Source organism: Rathayibacter sp. AY1D5 (genome assembly GCF_002932515.1).
In the GTDB taxonomy this organism is placed as follows: Bacteria; Actinomycetota; Actinomycetes; order Actinomycetales; family Microbacteriaceae; genus Rathayibacter.
The window spans coordinates 22,984-41,356 of the sequence record NZ_PSVU01000034.1 but is presented as its reverse complement, the minus strand read 5'-3'; the positions used below and the strand labels follow the sequence as shown (position 1 = coordinate 41,356).

Below are 18,373 nucleotides of genomic sequence, written 5' to 3'. Positions count from 1 at the left end.
GCGGCGGCCGTCGCCCCTCAGCCTCGCAGTGCCGAGCGCCGGAGACGGAATCGGCCCGCCCCGTCTCCCGGAGGACCCATGGACATCGACCGCCTCGCCACCCGCTACGAGATCGCCCTGCCCGCCTGGATCGGTGACGCCCTCCGCGACGTCCCCGAGGTCCTCCCGAGCCTCGAGGACCGGATGGCCCTCGTGCACGCGCTCGCCGACCGCAACTTCCGCGAGGGGAACGGCGGCCCGTTCGCGGCGATCGTCGTCGAGCGCGACTCCGGTCGTCTCGTCTCGGTCGGAGTGAACGTCGTCCTCGGCAGCGGGGTCTCGTCCGGCCACGCCGAGGTGACGGCGCTCGGTCTCGCGCAGACCGCGCTCGGCACCTGGGACCTCGGCGGCGAGGGCCTCCCCGCGCACGACCTGGTCGTCAACTGGCGCCCGTGCGTGCAGTGCTACGGAGCGACGATGTGGTCGGGGGTGCGCCGCCTGGTCGTCGCGGGCTCCGGCCCCGAGCTCGAGGAGATCAGCACCTTCGACGAGGGCCCGATGCGCGAGGACTGGGCCGCGCAGTTCGAGGCCCGCGGCATCGAGGTCGTCGACGGCGTGCTCCGCGACGAGGCCCTCGACGTGTTCCGCGCCTACCGCGCCTCCGTCGACTCCGGCGAGGTGCTCGTCTACAACGCCCGCGCCGACTCCTGATACCGCGGCGGGTCCGGTCCTCGCATCGGTTCCGCGCCGGACGCACGGGAGCCCTGCCTCAGCGGGGCCCCGTGCGGTCCTGAGCTGCCGGCCGCTGGAAGCGGTCAGCGGCGGCTCAGCGCCACCAGTCGTCGAACATCGACAGCGGCACCTGGCGCTTGTGCTCGGTCGCGGCGTACCGCGCCTCGATCGCCTCGGCGACGGCCCGGTCGACCTCGCCGCCCTCGAGGTACGTGTCGAGGTCGGCGTAGGTGAGCCCGAGGTTCGTCTCGTCGGTCTGGCCGGGGTTGTCGTCGAGCAGGTCCGCCGTCGGCGCCTTCTCGTAGAGCCGGGCCGGTGCGTCCAGGTGCTCGAGGAGCGAGCGCCCCTGCCGCTTGGTGAGGCCGGTGAGCGGGAGGACGTCGGCGCCGCCGTCGCCGTACTTCGTGAAGAAGCCGGTGACCGCCTCGGCCGCGTGGTCGGTCCCGACGACGAGCATCCCGGCCTGGCCGGCGATCGCGTACTGCGCGATCATCCGCATCCGCGCCTTCACGTTGCCCTTCACGAAGTCGCTGATCGGCTCGTCGACCGCGTCGCCGAATGCTGCGGCCACGCCGTCGACGCCCTGGTGGATGTCGAAGACGACCTGGCGGTCCGGGCGGATGAACGTGAGGGCGAGCTGGGCGTCCTCCTCGTCGGCCTGCACCTTGTACGGCAGGCGGACCGCGATGAAGGAGGCGTCGCCGCCGCTCGCGCGGACCTGCTCGACCGCGAGCTGGCAGAGGCGCCCGGCGAGGCTCGAGTCCTGGCCGCCGCTGATGCCGAGGACGAGGCCCTTCGCGCCGGTGCTGCGGAGGTAGTCGGCGAGGAATCCGCTGCGCCGTTCGACCTCGACGGCCGGATCGACGGCGGGGGAGACGTGGAGCTCGGAGATGATCTGCTGTTGGACGTCGCGCACGGCTTCACGCTACTCCGGATGCTCCCCGGCGGCCCCTCCTCGCCGCGGACGCGCAGGCTCCCGACGCCTCCCCGAAACAGGGTCCGCCCGCCGCGTCCGACTGGCGCGGCGCCTACCCGCGCTCGGCGACGATGCGGGCGATGCGCGCCGGGACGGTGTCGTCCTGGAGGCTCGTCACGTCTCCGAGCGGGCGGCCGTCGCGGATGTCGCCGAGCAGCCGCCGCATGATCTTGCCGGAGCGGGTCTTGGGCAGATCCGGCACCACCACCACGTCGCGCGGCTTGGCGATCGGACCGATCGCGACCGCCACGTGGTCGCGCAGGAGCGCCGAGAGCGTCGTGCCGAGCGCGGCCCAGTAGGCCGGGTCCTCCTCGGCGCGGTCGACGGCCTCGTCGGAGGGGATGACGAACGCCGCGATGGCCTGGCCGGTCGTCGCGTCGGCGACTCCGACGACTCCGGCCTCGCCGACGGCCGGATGGGCGACGAGTGCCGACTCGATCTCGATCGTGGACAGGCGGTGCCCGGAGACGTTGATGACGTCGTCGACGCGGCCGAGCACCCAGACGTCGCCGTCGGCGTCGTACTTCGCGCCGTCCCCGGAGAAGAACCACCCCTGGGACGCGTAGCGGGCCCAGTAGGAGTCGCGGTACCGCTCCGGGTCGCCCCACACGGTGCGGGCGAGCGCCGGCCCGGTCCGGTCGACCACGAGGTAGCCGCCGGAGCCGTTCGGCACCCGCTCGCCGTGCTCGTCCACCACGAGGACGCCGAGCCCGGGCAGGGCTCCGAGCGACGAGCCCGGCTTGAGGGTCGAGACGCCCGGCAGCGGGCACATCACCGCGGCGCCGGTCTCGGACTGCCACCAGGTGTCGACGATCGGGCAGCGTCCGCCGCCGATCGCCTCGTGGAACCAGACCCAGGCCTCGGGGTTGATGGACTCGCCGACGGTGCCGAGCAGGCGCAGGCTCGACAGGTCGTACCGGGCGGGCACGCCCTCGGGGAACCAGGTCATCAGCGTTCGGATCAGCGTCGGCGCCGTGTAGTAGACGGTCACCCCGTACCGCTCGATGATCTCGAAGTGCCGGGCGGTGTGCGGGGTGCTCGGGGTGCCCTCGTAGATCACCTGGGTGAGCCCGTTCGAGAGCGGTCCGTAGATCTCGTAGGTGTGCGCGGTGACCCAGGCGAGGTCGGCGGTGCACCAGTGCACGTCGTCCGGCTTCGCGTCGAACGCGGCCCAGTGCGTCCAGGAGGCCTGCGTGAGGTAGCCGCCGCTGGTGTGCACCAGCCCCTTGGGCTTCCCGGTCGTGCCGGAGGTGTAGATGATGAACAGCGGCGTCTCGGAGTCGAAGGCCTCGGCCTCGTGGACGTCGCTCTGCGCGTCGACCAGCTCGTGCCACCAGACGTCGCGGCCCGGGGTCCACGGGACGTCGGTCTCATCGGTGCGGCGGACGACGAGGACGTGCTCGATCGACGCGACGCCCTCGACCGCCCGGTCGGCGCTCGCCTTGACCGGCACCGCCGCTCCGCGCCGGAACTGCCCGTCCGTGGTGACCAGGAGCTTCGCGCCGGTGTCCTCCACGCGGAACCGCACCGCCTCGGCGGAGAAGCCGCCGAAGACGAGCGAGTGGATCGCTCCGATCCGCGCGATCGCGAGCGTGATGACGATGGTCTCGGGGATCACCGGGAGATAGACGACGACGCGGTCGCCCTTACCGATCCCGAGCGCGGTCAGCGCGTTCGCGGCGCGGGAGACCTCGCGCTGGAGCTCGGCGTAGGTGATCGACCGCCGGTCGCCGCGCTCGCCCTCGAAGTGGAGGGCGGTCTTCCCGCCGCGTCCCGCGTCCACGTGGCGGTCGACGCAGTTGACGGCCACGTTCAGCCGTCCGCCCTCGAACCAGGTCGTGCGCGGCACCGAGAGCGAGCCGTCGGGCAGCGGAGCGGCAGGCTCCCAGCTGTGGGCGGTGTGCCACGGCTCCGCCCACTCGAGGCGGCGGGCCGCCTCCTCCCAGAACGCGACCGGATCGGCGGCGGCGCGCGAGTACTCCTCCGCGCCCGCGTTCGCCTGCGCGGCGAAGGCTGCGGGCGGGGGGAACCGGCGGTGCTCGTCGAGCAGGTTGGCGATCGTCCCGCTCACGCTCGGAGCTCCCTCCCCGGCGCTCACGCCCACTTCCTCACGGCGTAGCGCTGGAACACGCCGACGACGGCATCGGTGAGCTTGCCCAGCACGGCCAGCAGGACGATCGCCAGGAACACCCGGTCGATCCGGCCGTTGTTCTGGCTGTCGATGAGGCGGAAGCCGAGGCCCATCGAGGAGGCGATGAGCTCGGAGGCGACCAGGAACAGCCACGACTGGGCGAGCGCGAGGCGCAGCCCGGAGATCACGGACGGGATCACCGCGGGCAGCTGCACCGTCGTGAAGAGCCGGACGCCCGAGAGGCCGAAGGCGCGGCCCGCCTCGACGAGGTGCCGGTCGACGTGGCCGAGCGCCGTGGCCACCGTGGTGAAGACGGGGAAGAACGCGCCGATCGTGATCAGGGTGATCTTCGACTCCTCGCCGATGCCCATCCAGAGCAGCAGCAGCGGGACCCAGGCCAGCGACGGGACCGCCCGGATCGCGCCGAGCGTCGGTCCGAGGATGACCTCCCAGACGCGGGAGAGCCCGAAGAGCGCGCCGACCACGAGCCCGAGCGCCGAGCCGAGCGCGAACCCGATGAGCACGCGCTGCGTCGAGATGGCGACGTCCTGGCCGAGGTCGCCGCGCTGGGCGAGGTCGACGCCGGCCGCCCAGACCATCGCGGGCGAGGGGAAGACCGCCACCGAGACCATCCCGGTCGTCGTCGCGATCTGCCAGGCGGCGAGCAGCAGCACGGGCAGGATCGCGCCTCCCGCGACCACGAACCACCGTCGCGTGGTGAGCGGGTGGGAGCGGTCCTCGCGGAGGCGGCGCTGGGAGGCCGCGACCGACGGGCCCGCCGTCACGAGTCCGGGCTCACCCGGCATCGGCGCGGACAGCGCGCTCCGCCGCAGCACATCGGCGTCGGTCGCGGTGTCGTCGTCGCGGATCGTCATCGTCGGTCTCCTCGGATCACGGGGTCGGGGGCGGAGGGCCGGACCCTCAGGCGCCGATGGCGCTCGGGTCGGCCGCCGAGGCGTAGGTGTCGTCGAGCAGCGAGTCGAGCGCGTCGTCGACCTGCTGCTGCGAGGCGACGTCGCCGTTCTCGACGAAGATCGGGCCGATCACGGCGAGCACGTCGGTCTGCGCGGAGCCGGGGACGTTGTCGACGTCGAGGTTGCTGCGCTCGGTGATGACCGTCGTCGCCACCGCCACGTCGAGGCCGGCGACGGAGGCGAGGATGCTCGCCGTCTCGTCCTGGTTCTCGAGCGCCCAGGCGCGGGCGTGCTCGTACGCGTTCACGACGGTCTGCGCGAGGTCCGGCTTCTCGGCGAGGAAGCTCTCGGTCGCGTTGAGCAGGCCGTAGGAGTTGAAGTCGACGTTGCGGTAGAGCAGGGTCGCCCCGGCCGCCTCGGCGCCGGCCATGATCGGGTCCAGGCCCGCCCAGGCGTCGACGGAGCCGTTCTGCAGCGCCGCCCAGCCGTCGGCGTGCTGCAGGTTCTGCACCGTCACGTCGCCGATGCCCAGGCCGGCGGCCTCGAGCGCCTGCACCAGGAAGAAGTACGGGTCGGTGCCCTTGGTGGCCGCGATCTGCTTGCCCTTGAGCTGCTCGACCGACGTGATCGCCGAGCCGGCGGGGACGACGAGGGCCGACCACTCCGGCTGCGAGAAGATGTCGATCGTCCTGATCGGCGAGCCGTTCGAGCGGGCGAGCAGTGCGGCCGAGCCGGCGGTGGAGCCGACGTCGATCGCTCCGGCGCGCAGGGCCTCGTTGGCCTTGTTGGAGCCGGCCGACTGCACCCAGGCGACGGTGACCTGCTGCTCGGCGAGGGCGGCCTCGAGCCAGCCCTTCTCCTTGATGACCAGGCTCAGCGGGTTGTACGTCGCGAAGTCGAGCGTGAGCGTGCCGCCCTGAGTTCCTCCGGAGGCGGCGTCGGCGGTCGCGGCCGCCGCTCCTCCTCCGCCCTCGCCCTGCACGCAGCCCGCGAGGAGCGGGACGGCGGCGGCGGTGAGCAGACCGGCGAGAGCGGTGCGGCGGGTGAGCGGGGAGCTGGTGAACGACATGGGGGCCTCGGCTTCGGGGATGCGGTGACAGCGAGTGTGGACGCTGCAGGGGAGGGGCGGTGCGGGGAGGTGCTCGTGCGGTGGAGAGCGGGAGGAGGAGGCGGCTGGGGAGGGAGGTCGTGCCGCCCGGACCGTGCCGCCCGGGTGGAGGGATGCGGGTCGATCCGCCCGGGGTCAGTGCCGCTCGATGCCCAGCCCCGCGAGGAGCTCGGCCCGGTGCTCGGCGAGCTCCGCCGAGCCGCGGTCGCGCGGCCGCGCTCCGGGGACGGCGACGATCCGCTGGATGCGCGAGACGCCTCCGGGCTCGTCGCGCCCGAGGAGCACGATGCGGTCGGCCAGCTGGAGGGCCTCGTCGACGTCGTGGGTGACGAGCAGGATCGTCGCCGGAGCCGCCGCGTGCACGTCGAGCAGCAGGTCCTGCATCCGCAGGCGGGTCAGCGCGTCGAGCGCCCCGAAGGGCTCGTCCAGGAGGAGCACGCCGGGGTTCCGGGCGAGGGCGCGGGCGAGGGAGGCGCGCTGGGCCATCCCTCCGGACACCTCGCGAGGCCGCGAGCGGGCGTGCGCGGTGAGGCCGACCAGCGAGAGCAGCTCGTCGACGGCGGCGCGGGCCGCCGGGCGCGGGGTGCCGCGCGGCAGGCCGAGCGCGACGTTGTCGGCGATGCTCCGCCAGGGCAGCAGCCGCGGCTCCTGGAACGCCACCGCGCAGCGCGGGTCGATGCCGGAGACGGGGGCGCCGTCGATGAGGACGGACCCCTCGGAGGCGGTGTCCAGGCCCGCCGCGATGCGCAGCAGCGTCGACTTGCCGCAGCCGCTCGGGCCGAGGATCGCGATGACCTCGCCCGCGGCGGCCTCGAGCGTCACGTCGGTCAGCACGGGGGACCCGGGCGCGAAGGTGCGGCCGACCCCCTCGAAGCGCACGGGGAACGCCGACTGGCCGAGCTCGGCGTCGAAGGCCAGGCTCGTGCGGGCGGCGGGGGTGGCGGGCATGTCTCTCCGGGCAGCGGGACGGGCGGGCGGATCGTCCGATCGTACGGAGAGGCTCCCGGCGGCACAGCGGGGACCGACACGGGGAGTAACACAGGGGGTGGGACGCGGAAGGCCTCCCCGGTCCGCGGACGGGGGAGGCCTTCCGCCGGAGGGCTACGCCTGGACGAGCACGAGCTCCTCGAGGGGCAGGCGGGTGCGCGGCGCGGTCTCGCGCTCGCGGAGGGTCTCGTTCGCCAGCGCGTCGGCGTCGGCCGCGACTCCCACCGCGGCGATCGTCACCGGGTCGAAGCGCTCGTCGACGCCGAACGCGGCGCGGACGGCGTCCTTGTCGAAGCCGGCCATCTGGTGCACGTGCAGGCCCTCGTGGTGCGCCTGGACGCTGAGGTGGGCGATCGACTGGCCGAGGTCGTAGACGGCCCAGGGGCGCGGCTTCCCCTCGGAGTCGACGGTCTCGGCGAGCGCGACGACGAGGACGGCGGCGGAGCCGGCCCAGGCGCCGTTGAAGCCGGCGAGCGTCGCGACGATGCGGTCGAACCCGTCGGTTCCGCGGCGGGCGACGATGAAGCGCCACGGCTGCGAGTTGCTGGCGGACGGGGACCAGCGCGCGGCCTCGAGGAGGGACGCGAGGGTCTCGTCGGAGACGGTCGCGGACGCGTCGTAGGAGCGGGGGCTCCAGCGCTCCGCGAGGACGTCGAGGATCGGGGCGCTGGTGCTGGCGGTGCGGGAGGCGGTGGCGGACATCGCGGGGCTTCTTCCGTGCGGGGGACTGGGGGAGGGGCTCCGTCGCCCGTGGAGCCCAACCGTCCCCGCCCCGCGGGCATTCCCGCGCGTGCACGGCAGGCGCCCGCACGCGCGTTCGCCCACGGAGGAGCGGGCCGCCTCCGAGCCCCGGAACGGTACGGTGGGAGACGGCGTGGTCACCCCGCGCACCACCATCCACGACTCTGGAGGATCATCCATGGCCCAGCACTTCGACGTCGTCGTCCTGGGGGCAGGCCCCGGCGGATACGTGGCCGCGATCCGCGCCGCCCAGCTCGGCAAGTCCGTCGCCGTCGTCGAGAAGCAGTACTGGGGCGGTGTCTGCCTTAACGTCGGCTGCATCCCGTCCAAGGCGCTGCTGCGCAACGCGGAGCTCGCCCACCTCTTCCACACCCAGGCGAAGCAGTTCGGCATCTCGGGCGACGTCTCGTTCGACTTCGGTGCGGCGTTCGACCGCAGCCGCTCGGTCGCGGACGGCCGCACCAAGGGCGTCCACTTCCTGATGAAGAAGAACAAGATCGCCGAGTTCGACGGCGTCGGCTCCTTCACCGGCCCGCAGGGCCTCGACGTGCAGCTGAGCAAGGGCGGCACGGAGTCGCTGACCTTCGACGACGCGATCATCGCGACCGGCGCGAGCGTCCGCCTCCTCCCCGGCGTCGAGCTCTCCGAGAACGTCGTCACCTACGAGACCCAGATCATGACCCGCGAGCTCCCCGACACGATGGCCATCGTGGGCGCGGGCGCCATCGGCATGGAGTTCGCCTACGTCCTCAAGAACTACGGCGTCGACGTGACGATCATCGAGTTCATGGACCGCGCCCTCCCCAACGAGGACCCGGACGTCTCCAAGGAGATCCAGAAGCAGTACAAGAAGCTCGGCGTCGAGATCCTGACCTCGACCAAGGTCGAGTCGGTCGTCGACAAGGACGGCTACGTCACGGTCACCTACACCGCGAAGGACGGCACGCAGTCGACCCTCGAGGTCGACAAGGTGCTCATGTCGATCGGCTGGGTCCCCCGCACCGAGGGCTTCGGCCTCGAGAAGACGGGCGTCGAGCTCACCGAGCGCGGCGCGATCGCGATCGACGACCACATGCGCACCAACGTGCCGCACATCTACGCCATCGGCGACGTCACCGCGAAGCTGCAGCTCGCGCACGTCGCGGAGGCGCAGGGCGTCGTCGCCGCCGAGACCCTCGCCGGTGCCGAGACCCAGACCCTGGGCGACTACCGGATGATGCCGCGCGCGACGTTCTGCCAGCCGCAGATCGCCTCCTTCGGCCTCACCGAGAAGCAGGCGACGGACGAGGGACACGAGATCACCGTCTCGACCTTCCCCTTCATGGCGAACGGCAAGGCCCACGGCCTCGGCGAGCCCACCGGCTTCGTGAAGCTCATCGCGAGCAAGAAGTACGGCGAGCTCCTCGGCGCCCACATGATCGGCCCGGACGTCTCGGAGCTGCTCCCCGAGCTCACGCTCGCCCAGAAGTGGGACCTCACCGCGACCGAGCTGGCCCGCAACGTGCACACCCACCCGACGCTGTCGGAGGCGCTGCAGGAGGGCTTCCACGGCCTCAAGGGGCACATGATCAACATGTAGGGCTCGTCCCTCCACGGCCTCCGGCCCGCAGGATCCCGCTCGGCTCGTCCGCGGCGGATCCGGCGGGCCGGAGCCGTCTCCGGGGGTGCCCGCCGGGCTCCGGCGCCGCTCCCGCTACCGTGGCCCGATGGATCCGCGCCTGCTCGACCGCCTCGCCGCCGACGCCTGGCCCGCGCTCGTGCGGCGCCCCCTCGGCGCGTGGGAGCTGCGCGCCTCCGCAGGGGTCACCAAGCGCGCGAACTCGGTGCTCGCGTCCGGCGACGTCGTCGACCAGGGGGCGGCCCTCGACGCGGCGGAGGCGTTCGCCCGCGAGCACGGGATCGCACCCCTCGTGCAGATCGGCCCGCCGAGCCCCGCCGGTCTGACCGGGCTGCTCGCCGAGCGGGGCGCCGCGCCGATCGATCGGACGCTCGTGCTGACCGGATCGGTGCAGGAGGCGCTCGCCGCCCTGCCCGCGACGTCGAGGCCCGCGCCGCCGATATCCGCGCCGCGACCTCGCGTCCGGCTCGCCCCGGCTCCAGACGAGGACTGGCTCGCCCTCTGGTGGTCGGTGGACGGTCGCGGTGGAGCGGAGGAGCGTGCGGTCGCCGAGCGCATCCTCGCGGGCTGCCCCTCCTCCTACGCTCTCGCCGTCGACGGGGACGGCCCGGCCGCGACCGGCCGCCTCGCGCTCGTCACGGCGCCGGACGGCGAGCTCTGGGGCGGCCTCTTCGCCCTGGCGACCCGCCCGGACGCCCGGCGCCGCGGGCTCGCCTCCGCCGTGGTCCGCGCCCTCCTCGAGGACGCGTCCGGCCGGGGCGTCGCGCGCTTCTGGCTCCAGGTGCTCGCCGAGAACGCCGGCGCCCGCCGCCTCTACGCGTCCCTCGGCTGCCGCGAGTCGTCCTGGTACGAGTACTGGCGCTGACCCGCTCGCGGAGGAGGAGCGGGGCGCCGCGGGTCAGGCGTTCGCGAGCACGGCGCGGGCGACGGCCTCGGCCTTCGCCGCGTCGCCGGTGACGGTCACGCGCCACCACACGTCGTCGGCCAGCGCGTCGATCTCGCAGACGCCCGCCGCGCAGCCGGTGAGGGCCTTCTCGCCGAAGCCGTCGAGCGGCTCGAGCGGGATCGCCAGGCCCGAGGTCAGCGAGAGGTTCCGCCAGCCGTCGTCGCCGTTCGGGAGCGCGTCGACCGTCACGCCCGAGTAGGCGGCGCTGGAGGCGTCGCTCCAGCTGCAGGAGGCGTACCCGGCCCGGGCGGCGGCAGCGGCCGACGCGGTGGTCGGCGTCCCGGTCCCCGTCCCCGCGGTCGCCTGCGCGAGACCGGCGGCACCGGACAGCTGCTCGGCCGTCAGGACCTCGGTGCAGACGGGCGCCGTCGCGGTGACCGGCTCGTCGAGACTGCCGAGCGCGGCGGAGGCGGTGCCGGTCGCCAGCGCGGCGAGGTCGACCGCGGCGGGGGCGCCGCGCAGCTGCAGCGTCACCCAGGTGGCGCCGGCGAGCAGGTCCAGGTCGCAGCTGCCGTCGGTGCAGGAGCCGTAGGCCTCGACGCCGGTCTCGAGGCGCGGGCCCGGACGGCCGGCGAAGGCCTCGGCGGCGTCGTCGACCGCCGCCGCGGTGATCGAGGCGTCCTCGTCGTACCAGGCGCAGCGGAGCACTCCGCCGTTCTCCTCCGCGGCCTCGCGGATCAGCTCGCCCGAGGAGCGCGTCGTCACCTCGCGGCTGCCCTCGAGAGCGCTGCGGGAGACCCCCAGCGCCGAGGCCGCCCGCGTGGCGGGGAGGAGGGAGTCGCAGCCCAGGCGGGTCGAGGCCGTGGGCGAGGGCGTCGGAGTCGCGGAGGGAGTCGGAGCGGCGGTCTCGGACGCCGACGGGGTGGCCGCGACGTCCGAGCGCTCGGCCGACGTGCAGCCCGTCAGCGCGACGAGAACGGCGAGCGCGGCGGCGACCGTCGCCAGGCGCGGGAGGCGGGCCCTCACGCGGCCAGCTCGCGCTCGATCGCGGCCGTGAACGCGTCGATGTCGTCCTCCGTCGTGTCGAAGGAGCAGACCCAGCGGACCTCGCCGGTCGCCGGGTTCCAGTCGTAGAAGCGGTAGGCGGTGCGGAGCCGGTCCGCGACTCCGGGCGGCAGCGTCGCGAACACCGCGTTCGCCTGGGTCTGCTGCGTGAACTCGAGCCCGGTGATCCGGCCGGCGGCGATCGCCTCCTCGAGCCCCGAGCGCAGGCGCGCCGCCATGGCGTTCGCGTGCCGGGCCGAGCGGAGCCACAGGGGCTCCTCCTCGCCGCCGTCGCCGAGCAGGGCGAGCAGCTGCGCCGAGATGAAGCGCATCTTGGAGGACAGCTGCATGTTGGTCTTGCGGAGGAAGGTCAGCCCGGTCGAGGCCGCCGGGTCGAGCACGACGATCGCCTCGCCGAGCAGGATGCCGTTCTTGGTGCCGCCGAACGAGAGCACGTCGACGCCGGCGTCGGTCGTGAAGGAGCGCAGGGGCAGGCCGAGGGCGGCCGCGGCGTTCGCGATGCGCGCCCCGTCCATGTGCAGCCGCATGCCGAGGCCGTGCGCGTGGTCGGCGAGCGCGCGCACCTCCTCCGGGGTGTAGACGGTGCCGAGCTCGGAGGACTGGGTGATCGAGACCACGAGCGGCTGGGCGCGGTGCTCGTCGCCGAAGCCCCACGCCTCCTGGTCGACCAGCGCCGGGGTCAGCTTGCCGTCGGGCGTGGGGACCGTGAGGATCTTGATTCCGCCGACCTTCTCCGGCGCTCCGCCCTCGTCGGAGGTGATGTGCGCGGTGCCCGCCGAGACGACGGCGCCCCACCGCGGCAGCATCGACTGCAGGCCGGTGACGTTGGCGCCCGTGCCGTTGAAGACGGGGAAGGCCTGGGCCTGCTCGCCGAACTCGCGGCGGAACGCCTCCTGCAGGCGCTCGGTGTAGACGTCCTCGCCGTAGGCGATCTGGTGCGCTCCGTTGGCCGCGGCGATCGCGGCGAGGACCTCGTCGTGCACTCCGGAGTAGTTGTCGGAGGCGAAGCCGCGGACGTCGGGATCGTGCAGAGCGCTCATCCCTCCATCTTCGCAGCCCGCCGCCCGGAGGAGCCCCGGAGGCGCCCGCCGAGACACCCCTCCTGCCTCCCGCATGTTTCGGGCAGGTGAAAGGACGACGACCCGAAAGCCGATCTCCGTCAAGAAGTTGGTATCGGCTGGGAGGCAGGCCACTCTTGACGTATGCGCATGGACACGACGGAAGCTGTCCGCGACATGCCCGCCCCTCCCGGGGTGGACGAGATCGCGGCTCGCTTCGGCGATCCCGTCCTCGCGTTCGCGCCCCAGCCGAGGCTGGAGGAGTTCGCCGCGGCGCAGACGATGGCGCTCGGCCGCTTCGTCGAGATCTCGCTCTCGTACTCGTTCTACAAGAACCCGCGCAACCGCGCCGACCCCGTCAACCACGTCCCGCTGACCCCCGAGCAGAAGCGCGCGATCGAGCGCGCCGAGAACGACCACCTGCCGCCGTGGATGGTCGACCAGGTGACGCGGATGCGGTACCCGGTGCTCTGGGAGGCGGTCCGCACCTCCGTGCCGATCCCCGCCGAGCGCAGCCGGCCCCTGGAGTCCCGCCTCGCGGCCCACATGGGCGACGTGCTCCGCAACACCTTCCCGGGCCGCGTGCGCAGCCGCCGCGGCGGGATGCCGGTGGTCGCCGCCGCCCTCCGCGACGAGGACGTCGTGCGGGGCGTCCCGGTGATCGTGGACGGGGAGGCGCTGCGCGGCTACCGCGTGGACACCGATCCGGACGTGGTCGCGATCGGCGCCCGCGTCGACGGCCGCTACATGACGGTCGTGCTCGACCGGAAGATCGTGCCGGAGATCCGGATGGAGTTCGTCCGCCGCACCCCGCCGCGCCCGGCCTCGAGCCAGTCCCGGCGCTGACCGCCCCGGCGTCGAGCACCCGCAAGCAGATCCCCCGGCCGACCGCTCAGGGGCGCCCCGGCACCGCGATCCCGTGCTCGTAGGCGAACACGACCGCCTGGATCCGGTCGCGCACGCCGAGCTTCATCAGGATCTTCGAGACGTGCGTCTTCACGGTCGCCTCGCCCACGAACAGCTCGGCCGCGATCTCGGCGTTCGACCAGCCCCGCGCCAGGTGCACGAGCACCTCGCGCTCGCGGTCCGTCAGATCGGCCACTCCGGAGTGCTCGGCGGCGGCCGGCGTGCGCTCGGGCACGGACGCGAACCGCTCGATCACGCGCCGGGTGACGTCGGGGGCGAGCATCGCGTCGCCGCGGGCGACCACCTGCACGGCCTCGACCAGCTCCTCCGGCGACGCGTTCTTGAGCAGGAACCCGCTGGCGCCGGCCGAGAGCGCCTCGAAGAGGTAGTCGTCGCGGTCGAAGGTGGTGAGGATGAGCACCCGCGAGCACAGGCGCGGGTCGGCCACGATCTCGCGGGTCGCGGCCAGGCCGTCGAGGCCGGGCATCTGCACGTCCATGCAGATCACGTCGGGGCGCAGCTCGGAGGCGCGCTGCAGGGCCTCGAGCCCGGTGCGGGCCTCGCCGACCACCTCGATCCCCGGCTCCGACTCGAGGATGATGCGGAAGCCCACGCGGACGAGCTCCTGGTCGTCGACGAGCAGCACGCGCACGTGCTCGGTCATGGGCGGCCCCCGCTCGCTCGCTCCTGACGCCCCCGCGACGTCTCCGACGACGGTACCGGGTCGTCGGCGTCCGGCACGCTCGCCCGGACGGGGGACAGCGGAACCCGGGCGTGCACGAGGTAGCCTCCGCCCCTCGGCCCCATCTCGATCCAGCCGCCGACCGCGGCCGCGCGCTCGCTCATGCCGGTGTGCCCCAGTCCGCAGGAGGCGGGAGCGCTCGGGTGCGGGCCGGACCCGCCGTCGTCGGCGATCTCGAGCTCGACCGCGTCGGGGGCGTAGCGGAGGCGCACCTCGGCGTGCGCGCCGCGCCCCGCGTGCTTGCGGACGTTCGTGAGCGACTCCTGCGCGATGCGGTAGAGGCTGAGCCCCACCGTCGCGGGGATCTCGCGGGGCGTGCCGAGGGTGAGGAAGACGGTGGGCAGGCCCGACCCGCTGGACGCCGCGACCAGCTCCTCGAGCTGGGCCACCCCGCGGGTGGACGCGGCGTCGGTGAGCGGATTCGGCACCGCGTCCTCGGCGCGCAGCGCGACCAGGATGCGGTGCAGCTCCTCGATCGCCGAGCGCGCGTCGCCCTCGATGGCGCTGAGCGATGCCGCCGCCCGCTCCGGATCCCGCGCCAGCACCCGCCGCGCCGCTCCCGCCTGCACGCCCATCACGCTGACGTGGTGCGCGACCACGTCGTGCAGCTCGCGCGCGATCCGCAGCCGCTCGGAGGACACGGCCTGCCGCGAGGAGCGCTCCCGCTCGTCGTCGAGCTCGGCCGTGCGCGTCTCGAGCGCCTCCAGCCGGCGGGCCGACTGCCACGACGCCTCGCCGAAGACGTAGGCGCTGCCGAAGTAGAGCAGGTTCGAGACGACCGCGAGGGCCGACTCCGCCGCGTAGGGCGAGAGCAGGCCGGGGGAGTCGTCGACCGGCACGGAGCTGCCGAAGTACTCGCCCGTGGCGAGGGTGGTGAGCAGCCAGCCCAGCATCCCGACCGCGATCGCCACCCGGACGACGAGCGCCGTGCGCCGGTTCCGGCCCCACGCGCCGACCGTGTAGAGCGCGAGGAACAGGCAGATCTGGCCGAAGAGCGACTCCGGCACCTGGAGCACGATCCCGAGCGCGTAGACGACGGAGAGCCCGGCCGCCACGCTCGCGGGGAACCGGCGGCGCAGCGCGAGGGGAAGGGTCATCAGGACGGCCCAGTGGGCGCTGACGACGGGGTGCGCCGCGTCCGGGAAGCCCGCCGAGGAGTACAGCGCGACGGAGACGACCGTCGCCACCAGCAGGATCCCCGCGGTGACCGCGTCGCGCACGTATCCGGCCCGACTCGGCGCTCGCCGGATCCAGCCCGCGTCGAGCGGGTCCGCGGCTCCGTCACCTGAGGGCATGCGCCCCACGCTAACCGACGCCGGTCGGACGGGGCCCCGGGAGGCGGAGGAGCGCACCCCGCCGCTTCCCGGGCGCGACGTCAGTCCCGGCCGGTGATGCCCCGGGTCGAGGCGATGACGTCGCCCATCTTCTTCCCGAGGGCCTCGTAGAACATCGACAGCGGGAACTCGTCGTCCAGCACCGCGTCGGTGAGGCCGCGCGGGGCGCCGAGCAGCACCTCGTCCGGGAGCCCGCGGGCCCAGGCGGAGGCGGGGTGCGGAGTGAGAGTGGCCGCGATCAGCTCGTGCGCGGCCAGCCAGTGCGCCGTCTTCGGCCGGTCGATCGAGCGCCAGTAGAGCTCGTCGATCGCGTCCGAGAGGGCGACGACCACGTCGGCGACGGCGTCCCACTCGAACGCCAGCCGGGTGTCGGTCCAGTGCAGGACGCCGTGCTGGTGCAGCCAGGCGAAGAGCAGCTGGCCGCCGAGGCCGTCGTAGTTGCGCACCCGCGACCCGGTGAGCGGGAAGCGGAAGAGCCGGTCGAACAGGATCGCGTACTGCACGAAGCGCGAGCGCTCGGCCAGCGCCTCCTCCTCGTCGTCGCGGCGGTCCAGCGCGCCGAGGCGGCGCTCGATGGCGACGGCCTCGCGGAAGGCGGTGAGGTCGCACCGCAGCTCCTCCAGCGAGTAGAGGAAGAAGGGCATCCGCTGCTTGATCATGAACGGGTCGAACGGCAGGTCGCCGCGCATGTGGGTGCGGTCGTGGATGAGGTCCCACATCACGAAGGACTCCTCCGCCAGGCGCTGGTCGGCCAGCAGGCGCTGCGCGTCCTCCGGGAGCTCGAGACGGGTGATCCGGGCCGCCTCCGTGACGACGCGGCGGAACCGGGCCGCCTCGCGGTCGGCGAAGATCGCGCCCCAGGTGAAGGACGGGACGGAGCGCATCGCGACCGTCTCGGGGAACAGCACGGCGCTGTCGGTGTCGTAGCCGGCGGTGAAGTCGACGAAGCGCACGGGCACGAAGAGGGCGTTGGAGTAGTCGCCCGCCTCCAGCTCGGCGACGAACCGCGGCCAGACGACCTCGACGAGGACGGCCTCGACGTGGCGGTCGCGGCTGCCGTTCTGGGTGTACATGGGGAAGACGACGAGGTGGCGGCGGCCGTCGACGCGCTCGAGCTGCGGCTGGAACGCGGTGAGCGAGTCGAGGAAGTCGGGCAGGCCGAGTCCGCCGGCGCTCCAGCGCTCGAGGTCGACGACCAGCGCGTCGAGGTACGCGGCGTCGTGCGGGAACGCGGGGGCGAGGGTGCGGACGCCGGCGACGATCCGCTCGACGAGGGTGCGCGCCTCCTCGAGCCGCTCGGGCTCGGCGAGCGAGCCGTCCTGAGACTGGAGCGGCTGCAGCGCGGCGGCGGCGGCCTTCAGGTCGAGCCAGGCGGCGGAGTCCTCCACGCGGTCCTCGACGACCTCGGGTTCTCCGACGACGGTGCTCTGCACGGCTTGCGACATGGTGATCCTCCTCACGCTGGTGATACGGGGCTGCAGGAGCGGAACGCGCTCCGACTCCGAGCGTATGGGCTCGTGCGCGCGCTTTTCTTGCGTCTCGGCGGAGCGAAGCGGCGATCTCGCAGGGGCGGGCGCACGTCTCCGCCGCCCCTCTCCGGCCCCGCGGTCAGCGGTTGCCCAGGTGTTGTGCAGGTGCCACCCCCCGTCCGGGGCTAGATTCCTCACCGCTTCCGTTTCCCTCCCCTCATCGGGTCGAAGATAGGGCGACACCGTGTCCGCATCCCGAGTGCGGAGACATCCGATCGGACAGGCGCGCCGAACACCCTGGCGGCGCGCTCGATCGGCGAGCCATCCTGAGAGAGAGGATCGGAGCGCGTGACGGGACCCGAACCCGGAAGCGACCAGAGAACAGCCAGCATCGACCACCACCCCGAGAACCTCCGCCTGCTCCCCTGGCCGCAGGCGGACGCCTCCGTCCTGCGCGACACCCTCGCGCACGCGGGCGGCGGACTCGAGAGCGAGAGCGAGATCCTCGCGCGCCACGACCGCTACCTGCGCGGTTGGGCGGACGGCGACGCGTTCTTCTACGTGGTCGAGCTGGACGGACTCTCCGTCGGCTCCATCGGCTATTGGTACGGCTGCTCGCGCGGCGTCGTCGCCTACGAGGCGGCATGGAGCATCGCTCCGCACGCCCGCGGCATCACCGCGGACTCCGTGCGGATGCTGCTCGAGGAGGCGGCGGCGTTCCCCGTGCCCCGCTTCGTGCACGCCTTCGTGGCGGAGAGCGACCTGGACGCCGGCGCGACCTGCGTCGAGGCCGGCTTCGACCGGATCGACCTCGTCGAGCAGGGCGAGTCGCCGGAGCTCTACGTGGACTGGGCGTTCGACCTGGCCGCCGTGGCCTGATCAGATCCCGTGGCGCTCCAGCCACGGCCGCAGCACCGCGAGGAACTCCTCCGGGTGCTCGAGGCCGGGCAGGTGCGCCGCGTCCTCGAGCACGTGCAGCTCGGCACCGCCCACCTCGGCGGCGAGGTGCTCGCAGACCGGCAGCGACTCGGAGAGGTCGTGCGCGCCCGCCACGACGAGGGTCGGCACGGCGATCTCCCCGAGCCGCTCGCCCGCCGGCCCGGAGGGATCGATCGGGCGGGGGGCCTCCGCCTCGTGGCCGACGCCCGTGAGCGCGAGCTCCCGGACCCGCGCGAGGAACTCCGGAGCCACGTCGTCCGCGGAGCGGTCGGGACCCACGGCCCAGAGCTCCGCCTCGACGATCGCCGCGGCCTCCCGCTCGCCCGCGAGCTCCAGCGCCTCGACCTCCCCGAAGCGGCGCTCCTCCTCCGCCGTCAGCGCGGGGTAGTCGAAGCCTGCCAGGCCCGGGGCGATCACGACCAGGCCGGTCACCCGCTCCGGATGCTCGAGCGCCAGGTCGAGCGCGAGCGTTCCGCCCCGCGAGCAGCCGACGACCACCGCGCGCTCGACGCCGAGGTGGTCGAGCACGTCCAGGGCGTCCCGGCGCGGGTCGTACTCCACGTCCTCCGTGCTCGTGCCGCCCGCGCCGCGGACGTCGTAGCGGACCACCAGCCGGTCGCGCGAGAGGTCGGCGACGAGCGGGTCCCACATCCGCAGGTCGGCGATGCCCGCGTGCACGAGCAGCAGGGCGGGCGCGGAGGCGCGGCCGTCCGCCTCCCAGTGGAGGCTCGCGCCGGGGACCTCGAGATGCGGCATGCCGCACACCGTAGGCGCGTCGCGCCGGCGCT

General features: G+C 73.7%; 17 protein-coding genes. 5 read left to right on the top strand and 12 right to left on the bottom strand.

Going from position 1 to position 18,373, the window contains the following annotated elements:
* Positions 1 to 78 precede the first annotated feature (78 nt).
* A complete protein-coding gene (locus tag C5C82_RS11545; protein ID WP_181027247.1) occupies positions 79 to 690 on the top strand; it encodes a nucleoside deaminase in 612 nt (203 codons plus the stop codon).
* Positions 691 to 805: 115 nt separating this feature from the next.
* Here C5C82_RS11545 and nadE read toward each other — a convergent pair whose 3' ends face one another.
* The 6 genes from nadE to C5C82_RS11515 all read right to left on the bottom strand — a co-directional run bounded on the left by nadE (position 806) and on the right by C5C82_RS11515 (position 7,529).
* Complete coding sequence (nadE, locus tag C5C82_RS11540) at positions 806 to 1,627, bottom strand: ammonia-dependent NAD(+) synthetase (protein WP_104222821.1); 822 nt, start codon at positions 1,625 to 1,627, stop codon at positions 806 to 808.
* Positions 1,628 to 1,739: 112 nt separating this feature from the next.
* Positions 1,740 to 3,758, bottom strand: coding sequence for an acetate--CoA ligase (gene acs, locus C5C82_RS11535; RefSeq protein ID WP_104326232.1), 2,019 nt, complete (start codon positions 3,756 to 3,758; stop codon positions 1,740 to 1,742).
* A gap of 23 nt (positions 3,759 to 3,781) precedes the next feature.
* A complete protein-coding gene (locus tag C5C82_RS11530) occupies positions 3,782 to 4,693 on the bottom strand; it encodes an ABC transporter permease (RefSeq protein ID WP_258066088.1) in 912 nt (303 codons plus the stop codon).
* A gap of 46 nt (positions 4,694 to 4,739) precedes the next feature.
* Entirely contained in the window at positions 4,740 to 5,801 is a 1,062-nt protein-coding gene (locus C5C82_RS11525; RefSeq protein WP_104250694.1) for an aliphatic sulfonate ABC transporter substrate-binding protein, read from the bottom strand.
* Positions 5,802 to 5,975: 174 nt separating this feature from the next.
* Positions 5,976 to 6,788: an ABC transporter ATP-binding protein gene (locus tag C5C82_RS11520; protein ID WP_104234373.1), complete on the bottom strand. Its 813-nt coding sequence runs from the start codon at positions 6,786 to 6,788 to the stop codon at positions 5,976 to 5,978.
* Between the two features lie 153 nt (positions 6,789 to 6,941).
* Positions 6,942 to 7,529 carry a nitroreductase family protein gene (locus C5C82_RS11515; RefSeq protein ID WP_104258177.1) on the bottom strand — a complete coding sequence of 196 codons (588 nt, stop codon included), beginning with the start codon at positions 7,527 to 7,529 and terminating at the stop codon, positions 6,942 to 6,944.
* 217 nt (positions 7,530 to 7,746) lie between these two features.
* Between C5C82_RS11515 and lpdA the strand changes: the two genes are divergently transcribed.
* Both lpdA and C5C82_RS11505 read left to right on the top strand, forming a co-directional pair.
* Positions 7,747 to 9,147, top strand: a complete 1,401-nt coding sequence (lpdA, locus tag C5C82_RS11510; RefSeq protein WP_104222818.1) for a dihydrolipoyl dehydrogenase — start codon at positions 7,747 to 7,749, stop codon at positions 9,145 to 9,147.
* Between the two features lie 127 nt (positions 9,148 to 9,274).
* Entirely contained in the window at positions 9,275 to 10,051 is a 777-nt protein-coding gene (locus tag C5C82_RS11505; protein ID WP_104258191.1) for a GNAT family N-acetyltransferase, read from the top strand.
* Between the two features lie 33 nt (positions 10,052 to 10,084).
* Here the strand turns inward: C5C82_RS11505 and C5C82_RS11500 are convergent, their stop codons facing one another.
* Entirely contained in the window at positions 10,085 to 11,098 is a 1,014-nt protein-coding gene (locus tag C5C82_RS11500; protein WP_104258176.1) for a hypothetical protein, read from the bottom strand.
* Complete coding sequence (locus C5C82_RS11495; protein WP_104256598.1) at positions 11,095 to 12,177, bottom strand: low specificity L-threonine aldolase; 1,083 nt, start codon at positions 12,175 to 12,177, stop codon at positions 11,095 to 11,097. The genes C5C82_RS11500 and C5C82_RS11495 overlap by 4 nt, the downstream gene beginning before the upstream one ends.
* 168 nt (positions 12,178 to 12,345) lie before the next feature.
* Between C5C82_RS11495 and C5C82_RS11490 the strand changes: the two genes are divergently transcribed.
* Positions 12,346 to 13,041: a hypothetical protein gene (locus C5C82_RS11490; RefSeq protein ID WP_146078511.1), complete on the top strand. Its 696-nt coding sequence runs from the start codon at positions 12,346 to 12,348 to the stop codon at positions 13,039 to 13,041.
* Between the two features lie 46 nt (positions 13,042 to 13,087).
* Here the strand turns inward: C5C82_RS11490 and C5C82_RS11485 are convergent, their stop codons facing one another.
* The 3 genes from C5C82_RS11485 to C5C82_RS11475 all read right to left on the bottom strand — a co-directional run bounded on the left by C5C82_RS11485 (position 13,088) and on the right by C5C82_RS11475 (position 16,622).
* Positions 13,088 to 13,765 (bottom strand): response regulator transcription factor, encoded by a 678-nt coding sequence (locus C5C82_RS11485; protein WP_104234377.1) that lies wholly within the window; start codon positions 13,763 to 13,765, stop codon positions 13,088 to 13,090.
* Positions 13,762 to 15,138, bottom strand: a complete 1,377-nt coding sequence (locus C5C82_RS11480) for a sensor histidine kinase (RefSeq protein WP_104234378.1) — start codon at positions 15,136 to 15,138, stop codon at positions 13,762 to 13,764. Before C5C82_RS11480 ends, C5C82_RS11485 begins: the two co-directional genes overlap by 4 nt.
* An 80-nt stretch (positions 15,139 to 15,218) precedes the next feature.
* Positions 15,219 to 16,622, bottom strand: coding sequence for a DUF6421 family protein (locus C5C82_RS11475; protein ID WP_104258174.1), 1,404 nt, complete (start codon positions 16,620 to 16,622; stop codon positions 15,219 to 15,221).
* A 372-nt stretch (positions 16,623 to 16,994) separates the two neighbouring features.
* Between C5C82_RS11475 and C5C82_RS11470 the strand changes: the two genes are divergently transcribed.
* On the top strand, positions 16,995 to 17,525 hold the full coding sequence (locus C5C82_RS11470) for a GNAT family N-acetyltransferase (RefSeq protein ID WP_104234380.1): 531 nt from the start codon (positions 16,995 to 16,997) through the stop codon (positions 17,523 to 17,525).
* On the opposite strand, the gene C5C82_RS11465 is transcribed toward C5C82_RS11470, so the two are convergent.
* Positions 17,526 to 18,341, bottom strand: coding sequence for an alpha/beta fold hydrolase (locus C5C82_RS11465; protein WP_104355102.1), 816 nt, complete (start codon positions 18,339 to 18,341; stop codon positions 17,526 to 17,528).
* Between the last annotated feature and the right edge of the window lie 32 nt (positions 18,342 to 18,373).

Bases quoted from the DNA above. Each gene is read 5' to 3' on its own strand.
- C5C82_RS11545 (WP_181027247.1), top strand. From the start codon at position 79: ATGGACATCGACCGCCTCGCCACCCGCTACGAGATCGCCCTGCCCGCC.
- C5C82_RS11530 (WP_258066088.1), bottom strand. From the start codon at position 4,693: ATGACGATCCGCGACGACGACACCGCGACCGACGCCGATGTGCTGCGG.
- C5C82_RS11525 (WP_104250694.1), bottom strand. From the start codon at position 5,801: ATGTCGTTCACCAGCTCCCCGCTCACCCGCCGCACCGCTCTCGCCGGT.
- C5C82_RS11520 (WP_104234373.1), bottom strand. From the start codon at position 6,788: ATGCCCGCCACCCCCGCCGCCCGCACGAGCCTGGCCTTCGACGCCGAG.
- C5C82_RS11515 (WP_104258177.1), bottom strand. From the start codon at position 7,529: ATGTCCGCCACCGCCTCCCGCACCGCCAGCACCAGCGCCCCGATCCTC.
- lpdA (WP_104222818.1), top strand. From the start codon at position 7,747: ATGGCCCAGCACTTCGACGTCGTCGTCCTGGGGGCAGGCCCCGGCGGA.
- C5C82_RS11505 (WP_104258191.1), top strand. From the start codon at position 9,275: ATGGATCCGCGCCTGCTCGACCGCCTCGCCGCCGACGCCTGGCCCGCG.
- C5C82_RS11495 (WP_104256598.1), bottom strand. From the start codon at position 12,177: ATGAGCGCTCTGCACGATCCCGACGTCCGCGGCTTCGCCTCCGACAAC.
- C5C82_RS11490 (WP_146078511.1), top strand. From the start codon at position 12,346: ATGGACACGACGGAAGCTGTCCGCGACATGCCCGCCCCTCCCGGGGTG.
- C5C82_RS11485 (WP_104234377.1), bottom strand. From the start codon at position 13,765: ATGACCGAGCACGTGCGCGTGCTGCTCGTCGACGACCAGGAGCTCGTC.
- C5C82_RS11480 (WP_104234378.1), bottom strand. From the start codon at position 15,138: ATGCCCTCAGGTGACGGAGCCGCGGACCCGCTCGACGCGGGCTGGATC.
- C5C82_RS11475 (WP_104258174.1), bottom strand. From the start codon at position 16,622: ATGTCGCAAGCCGTGCAGAGCACCGTCGTCGGAGAACCCGAGGTCGTC.
- C5C82_RS11465 (WP_104355102.1), bottom strand. From the start codon at position 18,341: ATGCCGCATCTCGAGGTCCCCGGCGCGAGCCTCCACTGGGAGGCGGAC.